The 19,484-nt window shown below is 66.5% G+C and carries 19 protein-coding genes; 11 read left to right on the forward strand and 8 right to left on the reverse strand.

The window, feature by feature from the left end; all coding sequences use genetic code 11:
- Window positions 1-83 precede the first annotated feature (83 nt).
- Genes FHW83_RS21770 through FHW83_RS21805 form a run of 8 tightly spaced genes read right to left on the reverse strand, consistent with a single transcriptional unit; the run spans window position 84 to window position 6,699 of the window.
- The gene (locus tag FHW83_RS21770; RefSeq protein WP_176648453.1) at window positions 84-533 is read right to left on the reverse strand and encodes an agglutinin biogenesis protein MshP; all 450 of its coding nucleotides are present in this window, start codon (window positions 531-533) and stop codon (window positions 84-86) included.
- Window positions 530-1,498: a type II secretion system protein gene (locus FHW83_RS21775; RefSeq protein WP_176648454.1), complete on the reverse strand. Its 969-nt coding sequence runs from the start codon at window positions 1,496-1,498 to the stop codon at window positions 530-532. The genes FHW83_RS21770 and FHW83_RS21775 overlap by 4 nt, the downstream gene beginning before the upstream one ends.
- Complete coding sequence (locus tag FHW83_RS21780; RefSeq protein WP_176648455.1) at window positions 1,495-2,142, reverse strand: type II secretion system protein; 648 nt, start codon at window positions 2,140-2,142, stop codon at window positions 1,495-1,497. Before FHW83_RS21780 ends, FHW83_RS21775 begins: the two co-directional genes overlap by 4 nt.
- On the reverse strand, window positions 2,132-2,695 hold the full coding sequence (locus tag FHW83_RS21785; protein WP_176648456.1) for a prepilin-type N-terminal cleavage/methylation domain-containing protein: 564 nt from the start codon (window positions 2,693-2,695) through the stop codon (window positions 2,132-2,134). The genes FHW83_RS21780 and FHW83_RS21785 overlap by 11 nt, the downstream gene beginning before the upstream one ends.
- A 29-nt stretch (window positions 2,696-2,724) precedes the next feature.
- The gene (locus FHW83_RS31170; protein ID WP_304506231.1) at window positions 2,725-3,213 is read right to left on the reverse strand and encodes a type II secretion system protein; all 489 of its coding nucleotides are present in this window, start codon (window positions 3,211-3,213) and stop codon (window positions 2,725-2,727) included.
- Between the two features lie 17 nt (window positions 3,214-3,230).
- A complete protein-coding gene (locus FHW83_RS21795; RefSeq protein WP_176648457.1) occupies window positions 3,231-3,758 on the reverse strand; it encodes a type II secretion system protein in 528 nt (175 codons plus the stop codon).
- A gap of 1 nt (window position 3,759) precedes the next feature.
- Complete coding sequence (locus tag FHW83_RS21800; protein WP_176648458.1) at window positions 3,760-4,989, reverse strand: type II secretion system F family protein; 1,230 nt, start codon at window positions 4,987-4,989, stop codon at window positions 3,760-3,762.
- Window positions 4,990-4,992: 3 nt separating this feature from the next.
- Window positions 4,993-6,699, reverse strand: a complete 1,707-nt coding sequence (locus tag FHW83_RS21805; protein WP_176648459.1) for a GspE/PulE family protein — start codon at window positions 6,697-6,699, stop codon at window positions 4,993-4,995.
- 114 nt (window positions 6,700-6,813) lie between these two features.
- Here FHW83_RS21805 and FHW83_RS21810 point away from each other — a divergent pair, with 114 nt between their 5' ends.
- The 11 genes from FHW83_RS21810 to FHW83_RS21860 all read left to right on the forward strand — a co-directional run bounded on the left by FHW83_RS21810 (window position 6,814) and on the right by FHW83_RS21860 (window position 19,483).
- Entirely contained in the window at window positions 6,814-7,530 is a 717-nt protein-coding gene (locus FHW83_RS21810; protein WP_176648460.1) for an ABC transporter ATP-binding protein, read from the forward strand.
- Between the two features lie 8 nt (window positions 7,531-7,538).
- Window positions 7,539-8,438: an ExeA family protein gene (locus tag FHW83_RS21815; protein ID WP_176648461.1), complete on the forward strand. Its 900-nt coding sequence runs from the start codon at window positions 7,539-7,541 to the stop codon at window positions 8,436-8,438.
- Between the two features lie 97 nt (window positions 8,439-8,535).
- Window positions 8,536-10,356, forward strand: a complete 1,821-nt coding sequence (mshL, locus tag FHW83_RS21820; protein ID WP_373997247.1) for a pilus (MSHA type) biogenesis protein MshL — start codon at window positions 8,536-8,538, stop codon at window positions 10,354-10,356.
- The gene (locus tag FHW83_RS21825) at window positions 10,353-12,038 is read left to right on the forward strand and encodes a lipopolysaccharide assembly protein LapB (protein WP_229224297.1); all 1,686 of its coding nucleotides are present in this window, start codon (window positions 10,353-10,355) and stop codon (window positions 12,036-12,038) included. Before mshL ends, FHW83_RS21825 begins: the two co-directional genes overlap by 4 nt.
- Before the next feature lie 4 nt (window positions 12,039-12,042).
- The gene (locus tag FHW83_RS21830; protein WP_176648463.1) at window positions 12,043-13,746 is read left to right on the forward strand and encodes a GspE/PulE family protein; all 1,704 of its coding nucleotides are present in this window, start codon (window positions 12,043-12,045) and stop codon (window positions 13,744-13,746) included.
- On the forward strand, window positions 13,746-14,948 hold the full coding sequence (locus FHW83_RS21835; RefSeq protein ID WP_176648464.1) for a type II secretion system F family protein: 1,203 nt from the start codon (window positions 13,746-13,748) through the stop codon (window positions 14,946-14,948). The genes FHW83_RS21830 and FHW83_RS21835 overlap by 1 nt, the downstream gene beginning before the upstream one ends.
- Window positions 14,949-14,955: 7 nt before the next feature.
- Window positions 14,956-16,527: a hypothetical protein gene (locus tag FHW83_RS21840; protein ID WP_176648465.1), complete on the forward strand. Its 1,572-nt coding sequence runs from the start codon at window positions 14,956-14,958 to the stop codon at window positions 16,525-16,527.
- Complete coding sequence (locus FHW83_RS21845) at window positions 16,524-17,213, forward strand: hypothetical protein (protein WP_176648466.1); 690 nt, start codon at window positions 16,524-16,526, stop codon at window positions 17,211-17,213. Before FHW83_RS21840 ends, FHW83_RS21845 begins: the two co-directional genes overlap by 4 nt.
- Window positions 17,210-18,016 carry a hypothetical protein gene (locus FHW83_RS21850; protein WP_176648467.1) on the forward strand — a complete coding sequence of 269 codons (807 nt, stop codon included), beginning with the start codon at window positions 17,210-17,212 and terminating at the stop codon, window positions 18,014-18,016. Before FHW83_RS21845 ends, FHW83_RS21850 begins: the two co-directional genes overlap by 4 nt.
- On the forward strand, window positions 18,006-18,719 hold the full coding sequence (locus tag FHW83_RS21855; protein WP_176648468.1) for a type II secretion system protein: 714 nt from the start codon (window positions 18,006-18,008) through the stop codon (window positions 18,717-18,719). The genes FHW83_RS21850 and FHW83_RS21855 overlap by 11 nt, the downstream gene beginning before the upstream one ends.
- Window positions 18,716-19,483, forward strand: coding sequence for an ABC transporter permease (locus FHW83_RS21860; RefSeq protein WP_176648469.1), 768 nt, complete (start codon window positions 18,716-18,718; stop codon window positions 19,481-19,483). The genes FHW83_RS21855 and FHW83_RS21860 overlap by 4 nt, the downstream gene beginning before the upstream one ends.
- Window position 19,484 lies beyond the last annotated feature (1 nt).

A 19,484-nucleotide genomic window follows, 5' to 3' on the forward strand; every position in this document is an offset into this window, starting at 1 on the left:
ATTATATTCAAGTTGTGCACTGTTTCATGCACAAACTGGCAATGATTCCGCAAAAATACACACATTTCCACACAGTTGCGACATTAAAGCTGCGCGGTGATCACGCGCTGCACATAATCCGCACCGCGCACCGGGTTCGGACAGCTGCCTGTAGCATCCGGCTGGTTACACGCGGTGGCGCGGATCACCAGGTGGCCGCCGGTGGCCTGGCAGGTCACCGTGACGGTGAAATTCGCCAGCGTGGTCGCGTTGGGGAAATTAAAGCTGCCGGTGGCCGGGCATACCGGCGTCACAGTCGTGTCATTCGGATTCTGAATCACTGGTCGCTGCGCCATGTACAAGCCCCACTCGATGCCGGCGCGCGCCGCCTGATAGGCGCGCTGCCCTTGCACATCCATGGCGGAGCCGGCCTGCTGAGTGGTCGTCAGCGTCACCACGGCCACGCCCAGGCCGGCCACCACCACCAGCAGGAAGATAGCGGTCAGCATGGCGACGCCGTGCGACCTGCGGCGTTGGTAAGGGACGGCGCTCATGGCGTGTTTTCCACGTGAATTTGGTGGCTGAGCGTGACGGTCTCCAGGCCATTGGCGCTGGCGCCGGCACTACTGCGGGCCAGCGCGATCGACAGTCCGATCAGGGCCGTGTTCTGGTTCGCCATCTGCTGGACGCTGAAGCGGCAGGCATAGACGTTAGCGGCCATCAGCGCCCTGGACGCGTTGTTCGGCGGAGCGACCTGGACGGGAAGGAAGCCGTAGTCCGAGATGCGCGTGAGCGTGCCGCGCCCTGTTGCGGTGTCGTTGACACAAGCAAAAGTGACCGGATCGGTGGCTACAATGAAGCGCTTGCCCGGCGAGACGTTGGCCACACGCCCCCTGGTGAATGGAACGGCAAACGGGTTCCTCGCCGCAGCCGATGGCGGTGGCGGCGGCGATGGCGGTGGCGATGGCCAGTTCGGGTCCCTGATAAACACGCGGTTGCCGGCTATCACCGTGACGATGCCGCGGTTGACACCGTTGGCGTCGCCGTTACCGTCAGAGTAGGCATCGGCATCAACAATTTCGTTGCCCAAGTTGTAGACAATGATGGAGTCGCCGGGCGTAATCGCGTACGGTGCGGCCGGAACGGGACCGACAATGTCAAAACCTGTGGCGGTGGTATCAGTAAAACTCAGCGGTTGCGGAGGCGTTGCCGACGGCGGCGCGCTGGCGGCATCTTCCTCCGACAGGTAGACGCCGCCGGCCTTGGTCGGGATGAATTCCAGCAGCGTGGTGTCACCAACTTCCAGCCAGCGGATGCTGTTGGGGACGGCGCCGTGCAGCTCGCGCGTCATGCGACGCAGGGCGATGTCGGCCACGTCGGCCATGTCGGCGCGCTCGGCGCTGTCGATGTAGCTTTGCACCGGGCGGCGAATGAACAGCACCATGATGCCCGCGAGGATGGAGGTGACGACCATCACCACGATGCCCTCGACCAGCGTGAAGCCGCGTTGGCGCCTCATAGCGACCTCGGCTCGTAGCGGCTGCGGTAGCCTTGCAGCGTGACCACGTCGTTGGTACCGCCGCCGTAGGTAACGGTGATGGTAATTTGCAGCGCATCGGCCGCAGGCACCTGCGAGCCAGCCGGCCCCAGCGCGACCGGAGTCAGCGCCAGCGTGGTGGTGATGCCAGACATGGGGCTGTTGGCCAGCAGTCCACCGACAGCATTGGCGCCCAGCGCGTTGCCGGCCACGTCACGGTCGACCAGGTTGGTGCCGTCGTTGACGGCAAACGCGCGCACCGCTGTGCCTGCAACGTAATTGGCGGGAACGTAGTCGTTGATGTTGTCGAAGGGACGCACGTTGCCGGCTTCAGGCCCCCAGTTATTCTCAGTGGTGGCTGCGGCCGCGCAGTCGGCGAATCTCAGGGCGGTCGCTGCGTTGGCATCGGCCGGGTCGCAGACGCTCATTTGCGCTTGCTGGACTTCTTCCATGTAAGCTTCCGCGATCAACAGCGCTTGCTTGCGGCGGATCGGGTCGGTGCTGTTGGTGTTGGCCATGTTCATGATCTGCAGCAGCCCGGCCGCCGCCGCGCCGACAATCACCATAAACATGATGAGCTCGATCAGAGTCAGGCCTCGCTGGCGGCGGCGCGCGCTATTGCACATAACCCGTTTCCGGCCAGATGATGATTTGGCTGTTGTTGCCGCCGCTACTGAAGGTCAGCAGCAGTTGCTGCCTGAAAGTGGACACGCCGGGCGTGTTATCGGCGGCATTGTAGGGCCGACCGAAGGCATCGAAATAGAAAAACCCGCCAGTGTCGATGCTGGCGGCGACGTTCACGTTGTCGGGACGCCCTTCGCACAGCCATGCCGCGTTATAGCTGCCGCCGGATTGGCAGCGCGCGCGCGTGGCGGCACTGCCGCTGTTACCGCCACCCGGCGCAGTGACCAGTTCGTTGGCGGCGCAGCCCGGGCCGGAGCAGACGGCAAAGCTGTTGCCATTCGTGATGACAAAGATCGGACGGTTCTGGGCGATGGCGAGTTTTTGCGCGTAGCGAATGATGGAGCGGGCCTGATCGGCGTAGGCGCGGTTCTGGAAGATCGAATTATCCCAGAAACGCGACACACCGATCGCGCCGAGGATGCCCATGATAACCAGCACCATAACCAGCTCCACAATCGTGAAGCCGGCTACGGAGCGGCATGCAGTACGGTTCACCAGAATTCCAGGCGAGCGCCTGCAAGAGATTAGTTATTGCAGTTTGCAGCGGTGGCATTTAGCACAATGGCTGGCTGGGCATTGGCATTTGCTGTCTGAGTGTAGGTCAGGGTGCATTGTGTGCCTGCTTCAAGCGCTGCGGGACGAATTGTCATGACGGTGCCGTTGACAGTCACGACATAATCATTATTGTTCAAGCCGGCCGCGTCAGCGGTGTTTGCATGGGCGGCCGGGTACGTGTTGACAATGGGTACATTAACGTTTTCGTAATTGAGCCCGTTCGCTGCGGCTTGGGCAGGATTAATCAGTGCTTGTCCATGCGCTACCGCGACCAGCGAGCTCAGCGCGCCGCGTGCGGCGTTCATCGAGGCCAGGCGAGCGTCGCCGCTCAAGCTGGAAAAGCGTGGCAAGGCGGTGGCGGCCAGGATGCCCAGGATCACGATCACCACAATTAATTCGATCAGCGTGAAGCCGCCTTGGGCTTGTTTGCGCATTGCGGTCAGTGCTGGCTTGTTCATGTATTTCTCCAAATCGTCTAAGAAGATGCGTCCTTAACTTGCTCAAAGGCCACACCTTCGGTAGCGGGTGTGCCTGACGGCTTGGCGGGGCTATGGGGCAAGCGAAATAATTTTACCTTGAATTTCAAACGTTTCGATTGGGCATCTCTAAAAGAATTTCCATTATTTAACAAATAAATCAGACTTTTATCCGCCCGGTCGAAGCACCAATTACCGGCGCCAATATCGCTGTCACTGGGGCGAAAGAACTCCCCCACATAATTGATCGGCTTATCTTTTAGTAAATTGAACGGATTTTCTTCGGCTAAAAACGTTAAATCGCGGTTGCGGCCGGGCAATTTAGCTTCCACCACCTTCATTTCTAAGGCAGTGCGCACGTTGGCGACCGTCATCTCTACGGCACGCAGTTCCGCCTCGCCCTGGTAGTACCATAGCCGCTGCAGCAACACCGAGATCAAAATGCCAATCACGGCCGCCGCAACGGCGAATTCCAGCAAACTCGCACCCCGTTGTTTTGCAGATACAGAAGTTGCGTAAAATATCATTTTAGTGATGCAGGGCGGCCTTGCCCAGATCCCAGATCGGCAGGAAGATGCCCAGCGCCAGCACCAACACCATGATGCCGAGGAACACAATCAGGATAGGCTCGATCTGCGCCGACAAGGTCTTCAGTTCATAATCCACCTCGCGCTCATACATCTGCGCGATCTCGTCCATCAAATCATCGATGGAACCGCTTTCCTCGCCCACCGCGATCATCTGCAGCACCACCGGCGTGAACACATTGGTGGCGGCGGCCGTGCGCAGGATGCTGTCGCCGCGCTCCACGCCGTCGCGCATCTGCTCCACGCGCGCGGTCAGATAGGCGTTGTCCACCGTCTGCGCCACCACCGTCAGCGCCTGCACGATCGGCACGCCGCTGCGGCTGGACAGCGAAAAACTGCGCGCGAACCGCGCCATGGTCGCCTTCAACACAATCTTGCCGGCCACCGGAATGCGCAGCTTGAACTTGTCCCACTGGTACAAGCCCTTCGCCGTGCCGATCCAGGCGCGGAAGCCCCAGATGCCCACCACCAGCGCCGCCGCCAGCACCGGCCAATAGCGCACCGTGAAATTGGACGTGCCTATTAATATGCGCGTCATAAGCGGCAGTTCGGTGTTAAAGCGCGCGAACACGCCCACGAAGGCCGGAATCACAAACATGTTCACCACCACCATCGCGATCACCATCGCGATCACCACGAAGGTCGGGTAGCGCGTGGCGCTCTTGACCCGCTCGCGCATGTCGCGATCGAACTCCAGGTGGTCGAACAGGCGCAGGAACACTTCCTCCAGCCGCCCGGTCATCTCCCCCACCCGCACCATCGACAGGTAAAACGGCGTGAACACCTCCGGATGACGGCGCATGGCCGCCGACAGTTCGCGGCCCGAGTCCAGCGACTCGCGCAAATCCTTGATCACCTTGGCGAACGACTTGCTGACCGCCGATTCCTGCAACCCCGCCAGCCCGCGCATGATCGGCACGCCGGACTTGAGCAGGGTGTACATCTGGCGGCTGAACAACTGCACGTCCATCGACGTGACCTTCTTTTCCAGCAGCTTGGCCAGCCAGGTTTCGCCGCTGTCGGTCGTGGCCTTCTTGGTGACCACGATTTCAATCGGCGTCACGCCGGTGTTGAACAGCTGGTCGGCCACGGCGCCGCTGTCGGCCGCCTCCAGCACGCCCTGCATCAGCTCGCCGCGCGCGTTGCGCCCCTTGTAGGCAAAGAAAGGCACGGATTAGTCCTCGACCTGATTACTGATGCGCATCGCTTCCGACACCGTGGTGCGGCCCTGGATCACCAGCGCCACCGCGTGCCGGCGCAGGGTTTCGCCGGCCATCTGCGCGGCGGCCACCTTGAGGAAGTGGGCCGGATCGGGATCGTTGGCGGCGTCCACCACCGCGCGCGTCATCTCCAGCAGTTCGTACACGCCGGTGCGGCCGCGATAACCCATGCCATTGCAATGCGAGCAGCCCTTGCCATGGAAATAACGACCCTTGTCGACCTTGTCATTCAATTCCAGGCTCAGCCATTCGCGCTCGGTCGGGGTCGGCTCGTACGGCGTGGTGCAGCTTTCGCAGATCACCCGTACCAGACGCTGGGCCAGCACCGCCTGCAGCGAGCTGCCGACCATGTAGCGCGGCACGCCCATGTCCATCAGGCGCAGCGGCGTGCTGACGGCGTCGTTGGTGTGCAGCGTCGACAGCACCAAGTGGCCGGTCATGGCGGCGCGCAGGCCGATGGCGGCGGTTTCCTGGTCGCGCATCTCGCCGACCAGCACGATGTCCGGGTCTTGCCGCAGCGCCGAACGCAGCACGCGCGCGAAGTTCAGCTCGATCTTGTCGTTGACCTGCACTTGGTTGATGCCGGGCAGCCGGTACTCGACCGGGTCCTCCACCGTGATCAGCTTCTTCTCGACCGAGTTCAGCTCGGCCAGCGCGCAGTACAGCGTGGTGGTCTTGCCGGAACCGGTCGGCCCGGTCACCAGCACCAGGCCGTTGGGGCGCTGGACGATGGCGCGGAATTTCTCCAGCACGCCGCGCGGCATGCCGATCGCGTCCAGCTTGAGCTGGGTGCCGCCCTGGTTCAGCAGACGCATCACCACCGATTCGCCGTACTGGGTCGGCATGGTCGAGATACGCACGTCGATGCGCTGGTTCTTCACCCGCACGGCGAAGCGGCCATCCTGCGGCAGGCGCTTTTCCGAGATGTCGAGGTCGGACATCAGCTTCAGGCGCAGCGCCAGCGATGGTGCAATCTTGATATCAGCCTCGGTCTGCAGATGCAGCACGCCGTCGATGCGGAAGCGGATCTGCAACCGGCCCTCCTGCGGCTCGATGTGGATGTCGGACGCGCGCACCTGCGCGGCGTCGTCGAACACCGATTGCAGCAGCTTGACCACCGGCGCCTCTTCCAGATTCGGATTGGCCGCCGCCAGCGCGCCGAAGTCGACCGAGACGTCGCCCAGGTCCTGCTCCAGCTCGCGCGCCAGGTCGGAGATGTCCTCGGTGCGGCGGTAGATGCGGTCGATCGCGGCCAGCACCTCGGTCTCGTTGACCACCGCCAGCTCGATGCTCTGCTTGACGATGCGGGCGATCTCGTCATACGCGAACAGGTCGGTCGGGTCGGACATGCCGACCAGCAGCGCGCCGTGGCGGTCCTCCAGCACCAGCGCGCGGAAGCGGCGCGCCTGGGTTTCCGGCAGCAGCCGCACGATTTCCGGATTGATGTTGAAGAACTTCAGGTTCAGGTAGGGGATGTTGAGCTGGCGCGCCAGCGCGCCGGCGATCTGTTCCTCGGTCACATAGCCGTTCTCGACGAACACGCGCCCGAGCTTGCGTCCGCTGCGCTTCTGGTCGGCCAGCGCGAGCCCCAGTTGCTCCTCCGAGAGCAGCTTTTGCTGCACCAGGATTTCCCCCAGCCGGACTTTCTCTGGCCTCGACATAAAACGGCTCCTTGAAGATTCTCACTAAAACTTGCGGCCATTCTATGCCAGAAAGCGGGCCCAACGCGAGCACAGGTGTCGCTTTCTTTGGACGGATGCGCTACAGTGTCGCCCATGAATCTCCCAGCACTGCGGTTCCGGCAAGTCTCCAAACGCTATGGCGCGGCCAGCGTGCTGCGCGGCGTGGACCTCGAACTGCGCGCCGGCGAATGCTTCGGCCTGGTCGGCGTCAACGGCGCCGGCAAGACCAGCCTGATTAAATGCCTGCTGGATTTTTGCGCACTGGACGGCGGCGACATCGAGATCTTCGGCCAGCCGCACCACCTGCCGGCCGCGCGCCAGCCGCTGGGCTTCCTGCCCGAGCGCTTCACCCCGCCCTATTATTTAACCGGCGCCGACTTCATCCGCTACCTGCTAAGCTTGCAGGGCCTGGCGTACGATCCGTCCGCCGTGCACGCCATGCTGGCGGCGCTGGACCTCGATCAGGACGCGCTCAAGCGCACGGTGCGCAGCTATTCCAAAGGCATGACCCAAAAGCTCGGCCTGGCGGCCTGCCTGCTCGCGCGCAAGCCGCTGTACGTGCTGGACGAGCCGATGAGCGGGCTGGACCCGAAGGCCCGCGCCCTGCTGAAGGACCAGTTGCGCGCCCTGCGCCAAAACGGTAGTACAGTGTTCCTGACCTCGCACGCGCTGGCCGACGTCGACGAATTGTGCGACCGCATGGCCATCCTGCACGACGGCGGCATCCGCTTCAGCGGCACCCCGGCCGAATGCCGGGCCCGGTTCGGCGCGCAGACGCTGGAACAAGCTTTTCTCACTTGCATAGCGTGAGTATCCATATGTACCAATCCCATTTTGGCCTGCGCGAATCACCGTTCCACATCACGCCCAACCCGGCGTTCTTCTACGCCGGCAACGCGCGCGGCGACATCCTGGAAGCCATGCTGTACGCGGTCGGCAACGGCGAGGGCATCATCAAAGTCACCGGCGAGGTCGGCACAGGCAAGACCATGTTGTGCCGCATGCTGGAAAGCCGGCTGCCGCAGCACATCGACGTCATCTATCTGGTCAACCCCAACCTCAACCCGCTGGAGGTGCAGCACGCCATCGCCGCCGAGCTCGGCCTGCCGACCAGCGGGCTGCGCGCCGACGAGGTCCAGCGCGGCCTGCACGCCGAGCTGATCGCAAGGCACAGCGCCGGCCGCCAGGTGGTGCTGCTGGTCGAGGAGGCGCAGGCCATGCCGCTCGACACGCTGGAGGCGATCCGCCTGCTGACCAACCTGGAAACCGCGCGCAGCAAGCTGCTGCAGATCGTGCTGTTCGGCCAGCCCGAGCTGGACCAGCACCTCGCGCTGTCCAGCATGCGCCAGCTGAAGGAGCGCATCACCCACAGCTTCCACGTCCCGGCCCTGCAGGCCGACCTGACCGGCGACTTTCTGGCGTGCCGCCTGCGCGCGGCCGGCCACGACGGCCCCGCCCTGTTCAGCCCGGCCGCGGCCAGGCTGATCGCCGAGGCCTCGGAAGGCATCGTCCGCCGCATCAACATCCTGGCCGACAAGGCGCTGCTGGCCGCGTTCGCGGACGACGCCGACACCGTCGAGGCCAGCCACGCGCGCCAGGCCATCCTCGAATCGCCGTTCGGCCGGCGCCGCAAGCTGCCGCCGGCGCGGACTGTTGTTATAGGGGGCGTGCTGGCCTTGATTTGCGGCCTGCTCCTTGCGGCGGCACGGAATTTGTAAGATCATGCCATCTATAATTGCAAAAGCACAACAAAAAAACCTGCGACCTGAACCGATGAAAATATTGCCATCTCCCTTCGTCCCCGTGGTTTGCAGCGTGTTGCTGAGTGCTTGCGCCAGCCATCCTGTCACGCCCTCGCCGGCCCACATCAGCGAGCCGCCGCCGCCGGCCGGCGCCATCCCCGAGCCGGTCCAGCAAAGCGTGGCGCTGCCGCCGCCCAAGCCGGCCGCCAAGGTCGCCACCTACAGCGTCACCGTGCACAAGGCGCCGGTGCAGTCGCTGCTGTTCGCGCTGGCGCGCGACGCCGGTCTGAACGTGGACATCCACCCCGGCATCGACGGCCTGGTCACGCTCAACGCGCTCGACCAGACCTTGCCGCAGCTGCTGAGCCGCATCCAGCGCCAGATCGACATGCGCTACGAGATCAACGGCGACACCCTGACCGTGCTGCCCGACAGCCCGGAATGGCGCAATTACAAGGTCGATTACGTCAACATCGCGCGCAGCACCGCCAGCAGCGTGAACATCGCCACCCAGATTTCCACCACCGGCGGCGGCGCCGACACCAGCTCCAACCCGGTGCAGGCCAGCCAGCAATCCAACAGCGCCAACGCCACCGCCGGCATGGCCAACAACAACGGCCAGCAGCAGCAGGGATCGCAGGGCAACAACAACGGCCCGGTGGCCAACGGCACCAACAATTCGACCACGGTGGTCAACAACCGTTCGGACAATAATTTCTGGTTCAACCTGGAGAAGAATATCCGCGACATGCTGCGCGCCTCCAACCTGGCCGACAGCCCGAGCGATCCGCTGGCCGCCCTGCAGCAGGGCCAGCAAGGCGCCGCCGCGCCCAACGGCCTCGGCCAGCCGGCCGCCGTGCCGGCGCTGGACCTGGGCGCGCAGTCGCGCAACGCCAACCGCGGCAACTCGGTGATCGTCAACCCCGAGGGCGGCCTGATCGCGGTGCGCGCCACCGCGCGCCAGCACGAGAAGATCCAGCAGTTCCTCGACGTGGTGCTGGGCGCGGCCAAGCGCCAGGTGCTGATCGAGGCCACCATCATCGAGGTCAAGCTCAGCGATTCCTATCAGCAGGGCATCAACTGGAACAGCATCGCCGGCGGCGGCCTCAAGCTCAACCAGGGCCAGGTCGGCACCACCGCCCTGCCCAGCGGCGTGACGGTCGGCACCACGCCGGGCATGTTCGTGCTCAACTACGTCAACCCGACCAGCCGCTTGGGCAACATCGCCACCACCATCCAGTTGCTGGAATCGTTCGGCAAGGTGAAAGTGCTGTCGAGCCCGAAAATCAGCGTGTTGAACAATCAAACCGCGCTGCTCAAGGTGGTCGACAACAATGTGTTCTTCTCGATCAAGGTGACGCCGGCCATCCTCAACTCCAACGGCTTGCCGACCACCCCGGCCACCTATGAGTCGCACCTGGAGACCGTGCCGGTCGGCTTCGTCATGAGCGTGACGCCGCAGATCTCCGACAACGACGAGGTCACCCTCAACGTGCGTCCCACCATCACCCGCGTGGTCGGCCGGGTCAAGGATCCCAACCCGGCGCTGGCGGCCGCCAACGTCACCAGCGAGGTGCCGGTGATCCAGGCGCGCGAGCTGGAGTCGATCATGCGGGTCAACAGCGGCCAGATCGCCGTCATGGGCGGGCTGATGCAGGATTCGGTCGACAACGCCAAGGACAGCGTGCCGGTGCTGGGCCGCATTCCGCTGCTGGGCGACCTGTTCTCGTACCGCAATGAGAACACCACCAAGACCGAGCTGGTGATCTTCATGCGGCCGGTGGTGGTCAAGGACGCCAGCATCAACGGCGACTACAAGGATTACCGCTACATCCTGCCGGGCCAGAAGCCCGATACCGAACCGTATCCCGTCTCCAAGGCCAATGGATCATGAGTCTCTTGATGCAGGCGCTCAAGAAAGCCGAGCGCGCAAAACAAAACGCGGCCCCCGACGAGGAGCTCGATAAACCGTCGGAAGCCTTTGACGAGGTGCTGGCGCTGACGCCGGACGCCGCGCCGCCGCCCGCCCCCGCGCCGGCCGCGCCCGCGCGCGGGTTCAGCCTGGACAGCCTGAGCCTGGAGCCGATGGCGCCCACCGTGGCCGCCGCGCCGGCGCCCCGCCCCTCGCCCAGCCCGGAACCGGCCGCCAGCGACCACCAGCCGCCCGGCCTGACGCTGGACCTGGCGCCCGATCCGGCCGCCCCCGCCGCGCCGCAGCCAGCCGTCGCCGGCGGCGCCCCCGCGCCTTCCCCGACCGTCGATGACGCCGCCGCCCGCGCCGCTTCGGACCGCGCGGCCGCCGCGCCGGCCGCGCCACCGGTCCAAGCGGCCCAAGCGGCACAATCGGCGCAACCGGCACCAGCGGCGGCACAATCCACCCAAGCCGCGAGCGCCCAGGCCGCGCCGCGTGGCGCCGCCAGACCGGCCGCCGCCGCGCCGCAGGCCGGCGCCGGCGGCAAATCCGCCACAGTGGCCGGCGGCGGCGACAAGCCGCGCGCCGCTGCCCGTGCGCGCGCGCGCGCCGCCGCCACCGCCGAGCCCACCGGCATCGATCCGGAACGTCTGCGCCTGATCGGCCTGATCGCCGCGCTGGTGCTGGTGGTGGGCGGCTTCGGCCTGTATTACTGGCGCGCCCTGACCGCGCCGGGCGCCGGCGCCGACCTGCCGCCGGTGCCGATGCCGCCGCCGGGCGCCACCGGCGCCACCCCGGCGCAAGTGGTGGTGGCCAGCCTCGCGCCCGCCGGCGCGGCGGCCACGGCCGGCGCGCCAGGCGCCGATGCCGACGACCCCATGCTGGCCCCCAGCCCGGGCCTGAGCCGCGCCGCCCAGCAGGCGCTGGAGCAGCGCATCGCCAAAACCGAGGAGGAACTGGCCGCCACCCGCCAGGCCATGCAGGCCGCCGCCGCCGTCGCGGCGGCGCCGCGCGCCGAACAAATGCCGCCCTTGTCCGCGCCCGACAGCGGCGAGATCCGCGTGGCCCGCAGCATGCAGGCCGCGCCGGTGTCGCCGGCGCTGGACGGCGCCTACAGCGCCTTCAACAGCGGCGACCTGAACACCGCCCAGCAGCAGTATGGCGAGGCGCTGGCGCAAGACCCCAACAACCGCGACGCGCTGCTGGGCGCCGCCGCCGTGGCCGCGCGCCAGGGCCAGAAGGACAAGGCCGCGTCCTTCTACCTGCGCCTGCTGGAGCTGTCGCCCAACGACGGCGCCGCCACCGCCGGCCTGATCGGCCTGCGCCAGGGCGACATCGGCCTCAGCGAAGCGCGCCTCAAGGCCATCCTCAACACCAACCCGGAGGCGGCGCCGGTGCTGTTCGCGCTCGGCAACCTGTACGCCCAGCAGGGCCGCTGGCCGGACGCGCAGCAAGCCTACTTCCGCGCGGCCGGCGCGGCGCCGGACAATCCGGACTACGCCTACAACCTGGCCATCGGCCTCGACCGCCTGAACCAGCCCAAACTGGCGCTGACCTATTACCAGCGCGCGCTGGCGCTGGCCCAGGACAAGGCCGTCGGCTTCGACCGCAACACGCTGCGCAAGCGCATGCACGAACTGAGCACCGGCCCCGCCACGCACTGAACTCATGGCAGAACAACCCAAACTCCCGCTCGGCAAACTGCTGATCCAGAAAGGCATCATCAGCGAAGACCAGCTGCGCATCGCGCTGATCGAACAAAAAAGCACCAACGAGCCGCTGGGCAAGCTGCTGATCACGCTCGGCTTCGTGACCGAGGCCACGGTGCGCGAGGCGCTGTCGGAAAACCTCAACACCCAGAGCGCGGACCTGAACAGCCTGGTGGTGGACGCCATCGCGCTCAAGCTGATCCCCAAGGACGTGGCCAAGCGTTACCGCGTGTTCCCCATCGTCTACGAGCGCGCCACGGACAACCTGATCCTGGCCATGTCGGACACCAGCAACATCGTCGCGCTGGACCAGATCAGCGCCATGCTGGTCAAGGGCATCACCATCACGCCACTGCTGGTGAACGAGTCCGACATCCAGCGCGCCATCGACCAGTACTACGGCTTCGAGCTGTCGATCGACGGCATCCTGCACGAGATCGAGACCGGCGAGGTCAACTACGCCAGCCTCGGCACCACCTCCGACGAATACAGCCAGCCGATGGTGCGCCTGATCGACGCCATCCTGGCCGACGCGGTGCAGAACGGCGCCTCCGACCTGCACTTCGAGCCCGAGCAATCGTTCCTGCGCATCCGCTACCGCATCGACGGCATCCTGCGCCAGATCCGCAGCCTGCACAAATCCTACTGGCCGGCGATGGCGGTGCGGCTGAAGGTGATGTCCAACATGAACATCGCCGAGACCCGCGCGCCGCAGGACGGCCGCATCTCGATCAAGTTCTCCGGCCGCCAGATCGACTTCCGCGCCTCGGCCCAGCCGACCACCCACGGCGAGAACTTCGTGCTGCGCGTGCTGGACCGCCAGAAGGGCATCGTGCCGCTGGACGGCCTGGGCCTGGCCGAGGCCGAGCTCAGCCTGCTCAAGCTGATGATCGCCCGTCCCGACGGCGTGATCCTGGTGACCGGCCCCACCGGCTCGGGCAAGACCACCACGCTGTACTCGATCCTCAACCACATCAACACCGAGAGCGTCAACATCATGACGCTGGAGGACCCGGTCGAGTACCCGATGAACATGATCCGCCAGACCTCGGTCAACGAGTCGGCCAAGATGGGCTTCGCCGAGGGCATCCGCTCGATGATGCGGCAGGACCCGGACGTGATCCTGGTGGGCGAGATCCGCGACAAGGAAACCGCCGAGATGGCGTTCGCGGCCGCCATGACCGGCCACCAGGTGTATTCCACGCTGCACACCAACTCGGCGATCGGCTCGATCCCGCGCCTGCTCGACATCGGCGTGCTGCCCGACATCATGGCCGGCAACATCATCGGCATCATCGCCCAGCGCCTGGTGCGCAAGCTGTGCCCGAGCTGCCGCGAGGCCCACGTGGCCGACGACATCGAGCGCCGCCTGCTCGGGCTGGACGACAGCGCCGGCCCGCAAACGCTGTACCGCGCGGTCGGCTGCGACCAGTGCGCGCACCAAGGCTACAAGGGCCGCATCGCCATCATCGAGCTGCTCAAGATGACGCCCGAGCTCGACGAGATGGTGGCGCGCCGCGCCTCCTCGCGCGAGCTCAAGAAGGCCGCCGCCTTGACCGGCTTCCACAGCCTGATCGACGACGGCCTGCGGCGCGTGCTGGAGGGCGTGACCACGCTGGAGGAAGTCGGGCGCGTGGTGGATCTCACCGAAAGGCTGAGCTGATGCCGCAATATTTCTACCGCGCGATGGACGCCGCCGGCGCTATCCAGCCGGGCAATATGGACGCCAGCAACGAGCCCGACCTGGAGATGCGGCTGCACCGCATGGGGCTGGACCTGATCGATTGCCGCGTCTCGCGCGCCAAGGTGATCGCCATCAAGCGCGTGATCACGCGCAAGGACCTGATCAACTTCTGCTTCCACATGGAGCAGATGACCGGCGCCGGCGTGCCCATCCTCGACGGCCTGAACGACCTGCGCGAAAGCATCGACCACCCGCGCTTCCGCGAGATGATCACCGGCCTGATCGAGAACATCGAGGGCGGCAAGCAGCTGTCGGCCTCGATGGCGGCCTATCCCGAGGTGTTCGACGTCACCTTCACCAGCCTGATCATGGCCGGCGAGCAGAGCGGCAAGCTGACCGAGGTGTTCAAGAACCTGTCCGAGACCCTCAAGTGGCAGGACGAGCTGGCCTCGCAGACCCGGAAGATCGTCATGTACCCGGCCGCCGTCGGCCTGTTCGTCACCGGCGTGATGTTCTTCCTGATGATCTACCTGGTGCCGCAACTGACCTCCTTCGTCAAGAACATGGGCAACACCCTGCCGCTGCACACCAAGGCGCTGATCTTCGTCTCCAACATCTTCATCGACTACTGGTACGTGATGCTGGCCGTGCCGGTGGTCGGCTACTTCGGCCTGCGCGCGTGGCTGGCCCGCAGCGAGCAGGCGCGCTACCAGGCCGACGCCCTCAAGCTGCGCATCCCGCTGGTCGGGCCGGTGCTGCACAAGATCATCCTGGCGCGCTTCGCCACCTTCTTCGCCATGATGTACGCGTCCGGCATCACCATCCTCGAATGCATCCAGCTGTCCGAGGGCATCGTCGGCAACCGCGTGGTGGCGGCCGGCCTGCGCCGCGCGGCGCAGCAGATCTCCGAGGGCCAGGGCATCACCGCCGCCTTCGCCAACACCGGCATCTTCCCGCCGCTGGTGATCCGCATGCTCAAGGTCGGCGAGTCGACCGGCGCGCTCGACGGCGCGCTGCGCAACGTCAGCTACTTCTACAACCGCGAAGTGAAGGAGATGATCGAGAAAGTCCAGTCCATGATCGAACCGGCCATCACCGTGGTGCTGGGCGTGATGGTGGGCTGGATCATGTTGTCGGTGATGGGGCCGATCTACGACACCATCAGCAAGATCAGGACCTGAGGCCACCGTGTTCAGCAAACATTTATTCTATCTGACCAGCGACCAGCTGCGCGCCTACCAGTGGCACGGCGGCCGCCTGAGCGGCGGCGTGGCCTTCGCCAACACCCGCGCCGGCATCGACGACTTCATGGACTACGTCGACAGCCACCGCGCCTCGCCGGTCTACATCCTGGCCGACCTGATCGAGGAGGACTTCCAGCGCCTCACCATGCCGCACGTGAGCGGACTGGCCGCGCGCAAGCTGCAACAACGCCGGCTGGCGCAGCAATACCGCGAGACGCCGTTCCGCCACCACGAGGTGCAGGGCCGCGAACCGGCCGGCCGGCGCGACGACGTCGTGCTGCTGTCGGCGCTGACCAATCCCTCCTCGGTGCAACCATGGGTGGAGGCGCTCGAGCAGCTGCACGTGCCGCTGGCCGGCCTGTATTCGACCACCCTGCTGAGCGAGGCGCTGGCGCAGCGCCTGAAGCTGCGCGACGAGCACCTGCTGCTGGTGACGCAGCAATCGGCCGGCTGGCGCCAGAGCTACTTCCAGCGCGGCATGCTGAAGTTCTCGCGCCTGACGCCGGCCATCGACCGCGACGGCAATCCCATCAACATCGGCGGCGAGACCGCCAAGACCCAGCAATTCCTCACCAGCCAGCGCCTGATCGGCCGCGGCAACGTGCTGCAGACCGTGGTGATCGCCCCGGCCGCCGACACCGAGGCGCTCGACCAGCAATGCGAGGACGGCGCCGAAACCGAGTTCCGCTTCCTGACGCTGGAATCGGTGGCCGCGCGCGTCGGTCTCAAGACGGCGGACGACGAGGCCGCGCAGCTGGCGGCGCACATGGCCGAGCCGCTGATGCTGGCCTTCCTCGCCAGAAGCAAGCCGGACAGCCACTACACGCTGGGCGCGTGGCAGCGCTACTTCAAGCTGTGGCGCCTGCGCGTCAACCTGTACGGCGTCAGCGCGGCACTGGCCATCGTCGGCGCCGGCGTCACCGGCTACAACCTGTGGCAGCTGGCCCAGGCCGAGAGCGACAGCACCCAGCTCAAGCGCGAGGCGGCGCAGTTCGACCAGCGCTACCGCGCGCTGATGGCCGAAATGCCGCCACGCGTGACCACCACCGCCAATATGCGGGCGGCGGTGAATGTCGAGCGCATGCTGGCCACGCAGTCGGCCACGCCGCTGGGCATGGCCACCCTGGTCAGCCGCGCGCTGGAGGCGGCGCCGCAGGTGCGGCTGGTGCAGATGGACTGGAAGGTTGGCGTGCCGGCCGCCAACGCGCCGGCGCCGGGCCAGGAAGACAATCAGGCCGCGCCGATCTCCTCGCTGGTGGCCGGCATTCCGGCCCGCGCGCCGCAGGTGCTGCTGGTGGAAGCGGAGATCCTGACGCCGCCCGATGATTACCGCGCCGCCGTCGACAGCATGAACCAGTTCGCGCAGGCGCTGGCGCGCCACCCGCACCTGACGGTGGAGATCGAGAAGCCGCCGGTCGATACCCGTTCCTCGGTCAAGCTGGCCGGCAAGGCGGGCCCGCAGGCTGGCGAGACCGGCCGCGCCAAATTCACCCTGAACCTGGTGTGGAAACCATGAGTACCCATCCTGTCACCGGCCCGAAGAAGACGGCGCCCACCATCGCCATGCCGTACTGGATCAACGAATTCGCGCTGATCCGCACGGCGGTGCTGACCTTGGTGGCGGCGCTGACCATCTCGGCCACGTTTGTGCTGCTGAGCGACTTGAACAAGCAGGAAGCCATCGAGCACGCCGAGCGCGCGCAACGCAACCGCGACGCCGCCTATTCGCTGTACGCCCAGGTCGACCAGGAAAAACGCGACATCCGCAATTTCCAGCAGCGCTACGTGCAGCTGCGCCAGCGCGGGCTGGTGGGTGACGAGCGGCGCCTGGAATGGCTGGACACAATGCGCCGCGCGCAGGCGCAGCTCAAGCTGCCGCCGCTCAGCTACGAGATCGAGCCGCAGCAGGTGGTGCAACTGGAAACGCCGCTCGACCTCGGCGAATTCCAGCTGCGCGGCAGCCGCATGCACCTGCACATGGAGCTGCTGCACGAGCTGGACCTGTTCAACTTCTTCCAGGAGCTGCGCGAAAATAGCTACGCGGTGGTGCAGGATTGCTCGATCAAGCGGCTGGGCGTGGTGGCCGGCACGCCGGGCGCGCCCACGCTGGGCGCCGATTGCACCCTGAACTGGATCACCCTCAACACGGCGCCGAAAGCGCCGGCGCTGGCAGAGGCCATGCCGCGGAAAGGCAAGCTATGAAGCGCGCAGCCCTGATCGCGCTGCTGGCCGCCGCCGGCTGGGCCCAGGCCCAGGTCACGCTGGGCCGGCTGTTTTCCTCGCCGGAGGAACGGGCGGCGATGGAGAATGCCCGTGGCGGCCAGGTCACGCCGCCGCCCACCGGCCAAGGCGCGCAGACGGTCGTCGGCGCGCCGCCCGGCGCTCCCGGCGCCCCGCAGATGGTGGCGGGCGAACCAACCGGCTACACCGGCGGTGCCGGTGGAGTCGCTGGCGCTCCGTCAGGTTACACCGGTGGTGCCGGCGGGGTGGCTGGTGCGCCGCCAGGTTATACCGGTGGCGCCGGCGGAGTGGCGGGAGCTCCGCCAGGTTACACCGGTGGCGCCGGCGGGGTGGCTGGTGCGCCACCAGGTTATACCGGTGGCGCCGGCGGAGTGGCGGGAGCTCCGCCAGGTTACACCGGTGGCGCCGGCGGGGTGGCTGGTGCGCCACCTGGCTACGCCGGCGGCCCCGGGATGGTGGCCGGCGCCCCGCCCGGCGCCCCCGGCGGCCCGCCGATGCAGGACCCGATGGCGGGCGCCGCCGGCGCCATGCCGTCCGCCGCCTCCACGCTGACCATGACCGGCGTGCTGCGCAGCAGCGACAACCAGATCACCGTGTGGCTCAACGGCACGCCCCAGCCCTACCTGCAAGGCGCGCTGACGCCGCCCGGCGCCGGCCCCGCCGCGCTGACCCTGGCGCTGCCGTCCGGGACCAAGGTCATCCTCAAGCCCGGCCAGCGCTACGACCTCAACGAAAGACGCGTCAAGGATGTCAATGAACCCTAAGTCCGCCCGTGGCCGCCAGTCCGGCTTCACGCTGGTGGAAATCGCCATCGTGCTGCTGATCGTCGGCCTGATGATCGGCGGCCTGATCGCGCCGCTATCGTCGCAACTGGAACAGCGCCGCGTGAGCGACACCCAACGCGTGATGGGCGAGGCGCGCGAGGCGCTGTTCGGCTTCGCGCTGCGCAACGGCTACCTGCCCTGCCCCGCCATCTCGTTCACCAACGGGCTGGAAGACCGCACCGGCAACGCCTGCAACAAGCGCTACGGCTACCTGCCGTGGGCCACGCTGGGCGTGAGCCGGCTCGATGGCTGGAACCGGCTGATGGGCTACACCGTCACGCCGGCGTTCGCCCATTCCGCCTTCCTGTTCACGCTCAAGACCCCGCGCGACATCACCATCGCCACGCGCGACCGCAATGGCCAACTGACCGCCGCCACCGGCATCAACGACATCCCGGCCGCCATCATTTCCTTCGGCCGCAACGGCTATGGCGCCACCAGCGACCAGAACATCATCATCCCGGACGGCGGCAGCGGCAATCTGGACGAGAAAACCAATCTGCAAAGCTCCGGCACCGCCCTGATCGCGCGCGACCCCAGCGACGACCCGCGCGCGCCCGGCGGCGCCTTCGACGACATGGTGAGCTGGATCTCGCCCAACATCCTGTACAACCGCATGGTGGCGGCGCAGCGCTTGCCATGATGGCGCCCGCGTTCACCATCGCCCGCTACACGCTGCTGGAGGCGCTGCGCAACCGGCTGCTGTGGCTGTTGTTGCTGATGGCGGCCGGCGCGGTCGCGGTCAGCGGCTTCCTCAACGAACTGGCGCTGACCGAGAGCCGCCAGCTGCAGGCGGCCCTGCTGGGCGCGGTGCTGCGGCTGGCGGCGGTGTTCCTGGTGGCCACCTTCGTGGTCACCAGCATGGCGCGCGAGGCCAGCGACAAGGGCCTGGAATTGCTGATGGCCCTGCCGCTGCCGCGCGCGGTCTACCTGTTCGGCAAGCTGGCCGGCTTCGGCGCGCTGGCGCTGCTGCCGGCCCTGCTGTTCGGCGCGCTCGGCCTGTTCTTCGCGCCGCCGGCGCAAGCGGCGCTGTGGGCGTTCTCGCTGTTGTGCGAATGCTGGATCGTGGCCGCCTTCAGCGTGCTGTGCATGCTGACCCTGAGCCAGGTGCTGCCGGCGCTGGCGGCGGCGTTCGCGTTCTACCTGCTGGCGCGCGTGATCGCCGCCTTGCAGCTGCTGGGCCACGGCGCCGCCAGCGTGCAAAGCGCCAGCCAGCAGGCGCTCAACGCCGGCATCGACGCGCTGGCGCTGCTGCTGCCGCACCTCGACCAGTTCACCCGCAGCGACTGGCTGGTCTACCACAGCGGCGGCGCGGCCGAACTGGCCACGATCGCCACCCAGACCGCGATCTACGTGACGCTGCTGGCGGCCGCCGCGCTGTTCGACCTGCATCGCAAGCACATCTGAT

The sequence above is a fragment of the Duganella sp. SG902 genome, assembly GCF_013376005.1.
Lineage (GTDB): Bacteria > Pseudomonadota > Gammaproteobacteria > Burkholderiales > Burkholderiaceae_D > Rugamonas.

Excerpts from the sequence above, each read along its gene's own strand:
- FHW83_RS21860 (WP_176648469.1), top strand. The coding sequence starts at position 18,716 with ATGATGGCGCCCGCGTTCACCATCGCCCGCTACACGCTGCTGGAGGCG.
- FHW83_RS21835 (WP_176648464.1), top strand. The coding sequence starts at position 13,746 with ATGCCGCAATATTTCTACCGCGCGATGGACGCCGCCGGCGCTATCCAG.
- FHW83_RS21795 (WP_176648457.1), bottom strand. The coding sequence starts at position 3,758 with ATGATATTTTACGCAACTTCTGTATCTGCAAAACAACGGGGTGCGAGT.
- FHW83_RS21770 (WP_176648453.1), bottom strand. The coding sequence starts at position 533 with ATGAGCGCCGTCCCTTACCAACGCCGCAGGTCGCACGGCGTCGCCATG.
- FHW83_RS31170 (WP_304506231.1), bottom strand. The coding sequence starts at position 3,213 with ATGAACAAGCCAGCACTGACCGCAATGCGCAAACAAGCCCAAGGCGGC.
- FHW83_RS21850 (WP_176648467.1), top strand. The coding sequence starts at position 17,210 with ATGAAGCGCGCAGCCCTGATCGCGCTGCTGGCCGCCGCCGGCTGGGCC.
- FHW83_RS21780 (WP_176648455.1), bottom strand. The coding sequence starts at position 2,142 with ATGTGCAATAGCGCGCGCCGCCGCCAGCGAGGCCTGACTCTGATCGAG.
- FHW83_RS21855 (WP_176648468.1), top strand. The coding sequence starts at position 18,006 with ATGAACCCTAAGTCCGCCCGTGGCCGCCAGTCCGGCTTCACGCTGGTG.
- FHW83_RS21805 (WP_176648459.1), bottom strand. The coding sequence starts at position 6,699 with ATGTCGAGGCCAGAGAAAGTCCGGCTGGGGGAAATCCTGGTGCAGCAA.
- FHW83_RS21775 (WP_176648454.1), bottom strand. The coding sequence starts at position 1,498 with ATGAGGCGCCAACGCGGCTTCACGCTGGTCGAGGGCATCGTGGTGATG.
- FHW83_RS21815 (WP_176648461.1), top strand. The coding sequence starts at position 7,539 with ATGTACCAATCCCATTTTGGCCTGCGCGAATCACCGTTCCACATCACG.
- FHW83_RS21830 (WP_176648463.1), top strand. The coding sequence starts at position 12,043 with ATGGCAGAACAACCCAAACTCCCGCTCGGCAAACTGCTGATCCAGAAA.
- FHW83_RS21810 (WP_176648460.1), top strand. The coding sequence starts at position 6,814 with ATGAATCTCCCAGCACTGCGGTTCCGGCAAGTCTCCAAACGCTATGGC.
- FHW83_RS21825 (WP_229224297.1), top strand. The coding sequence starts at position 10,353 with ATGAGTCTCTTGATGCAGGCGCTCAAGAAAGCCGAGCGCGCAAAACAA.
- FHW83_RS21845 (WP_176648466.1), top strand. The coding sequence starts at position 16,524 with ATGAGTACCCATCCTGTCACCGGCCCGAAGAAGACGGCGCCCACCATC.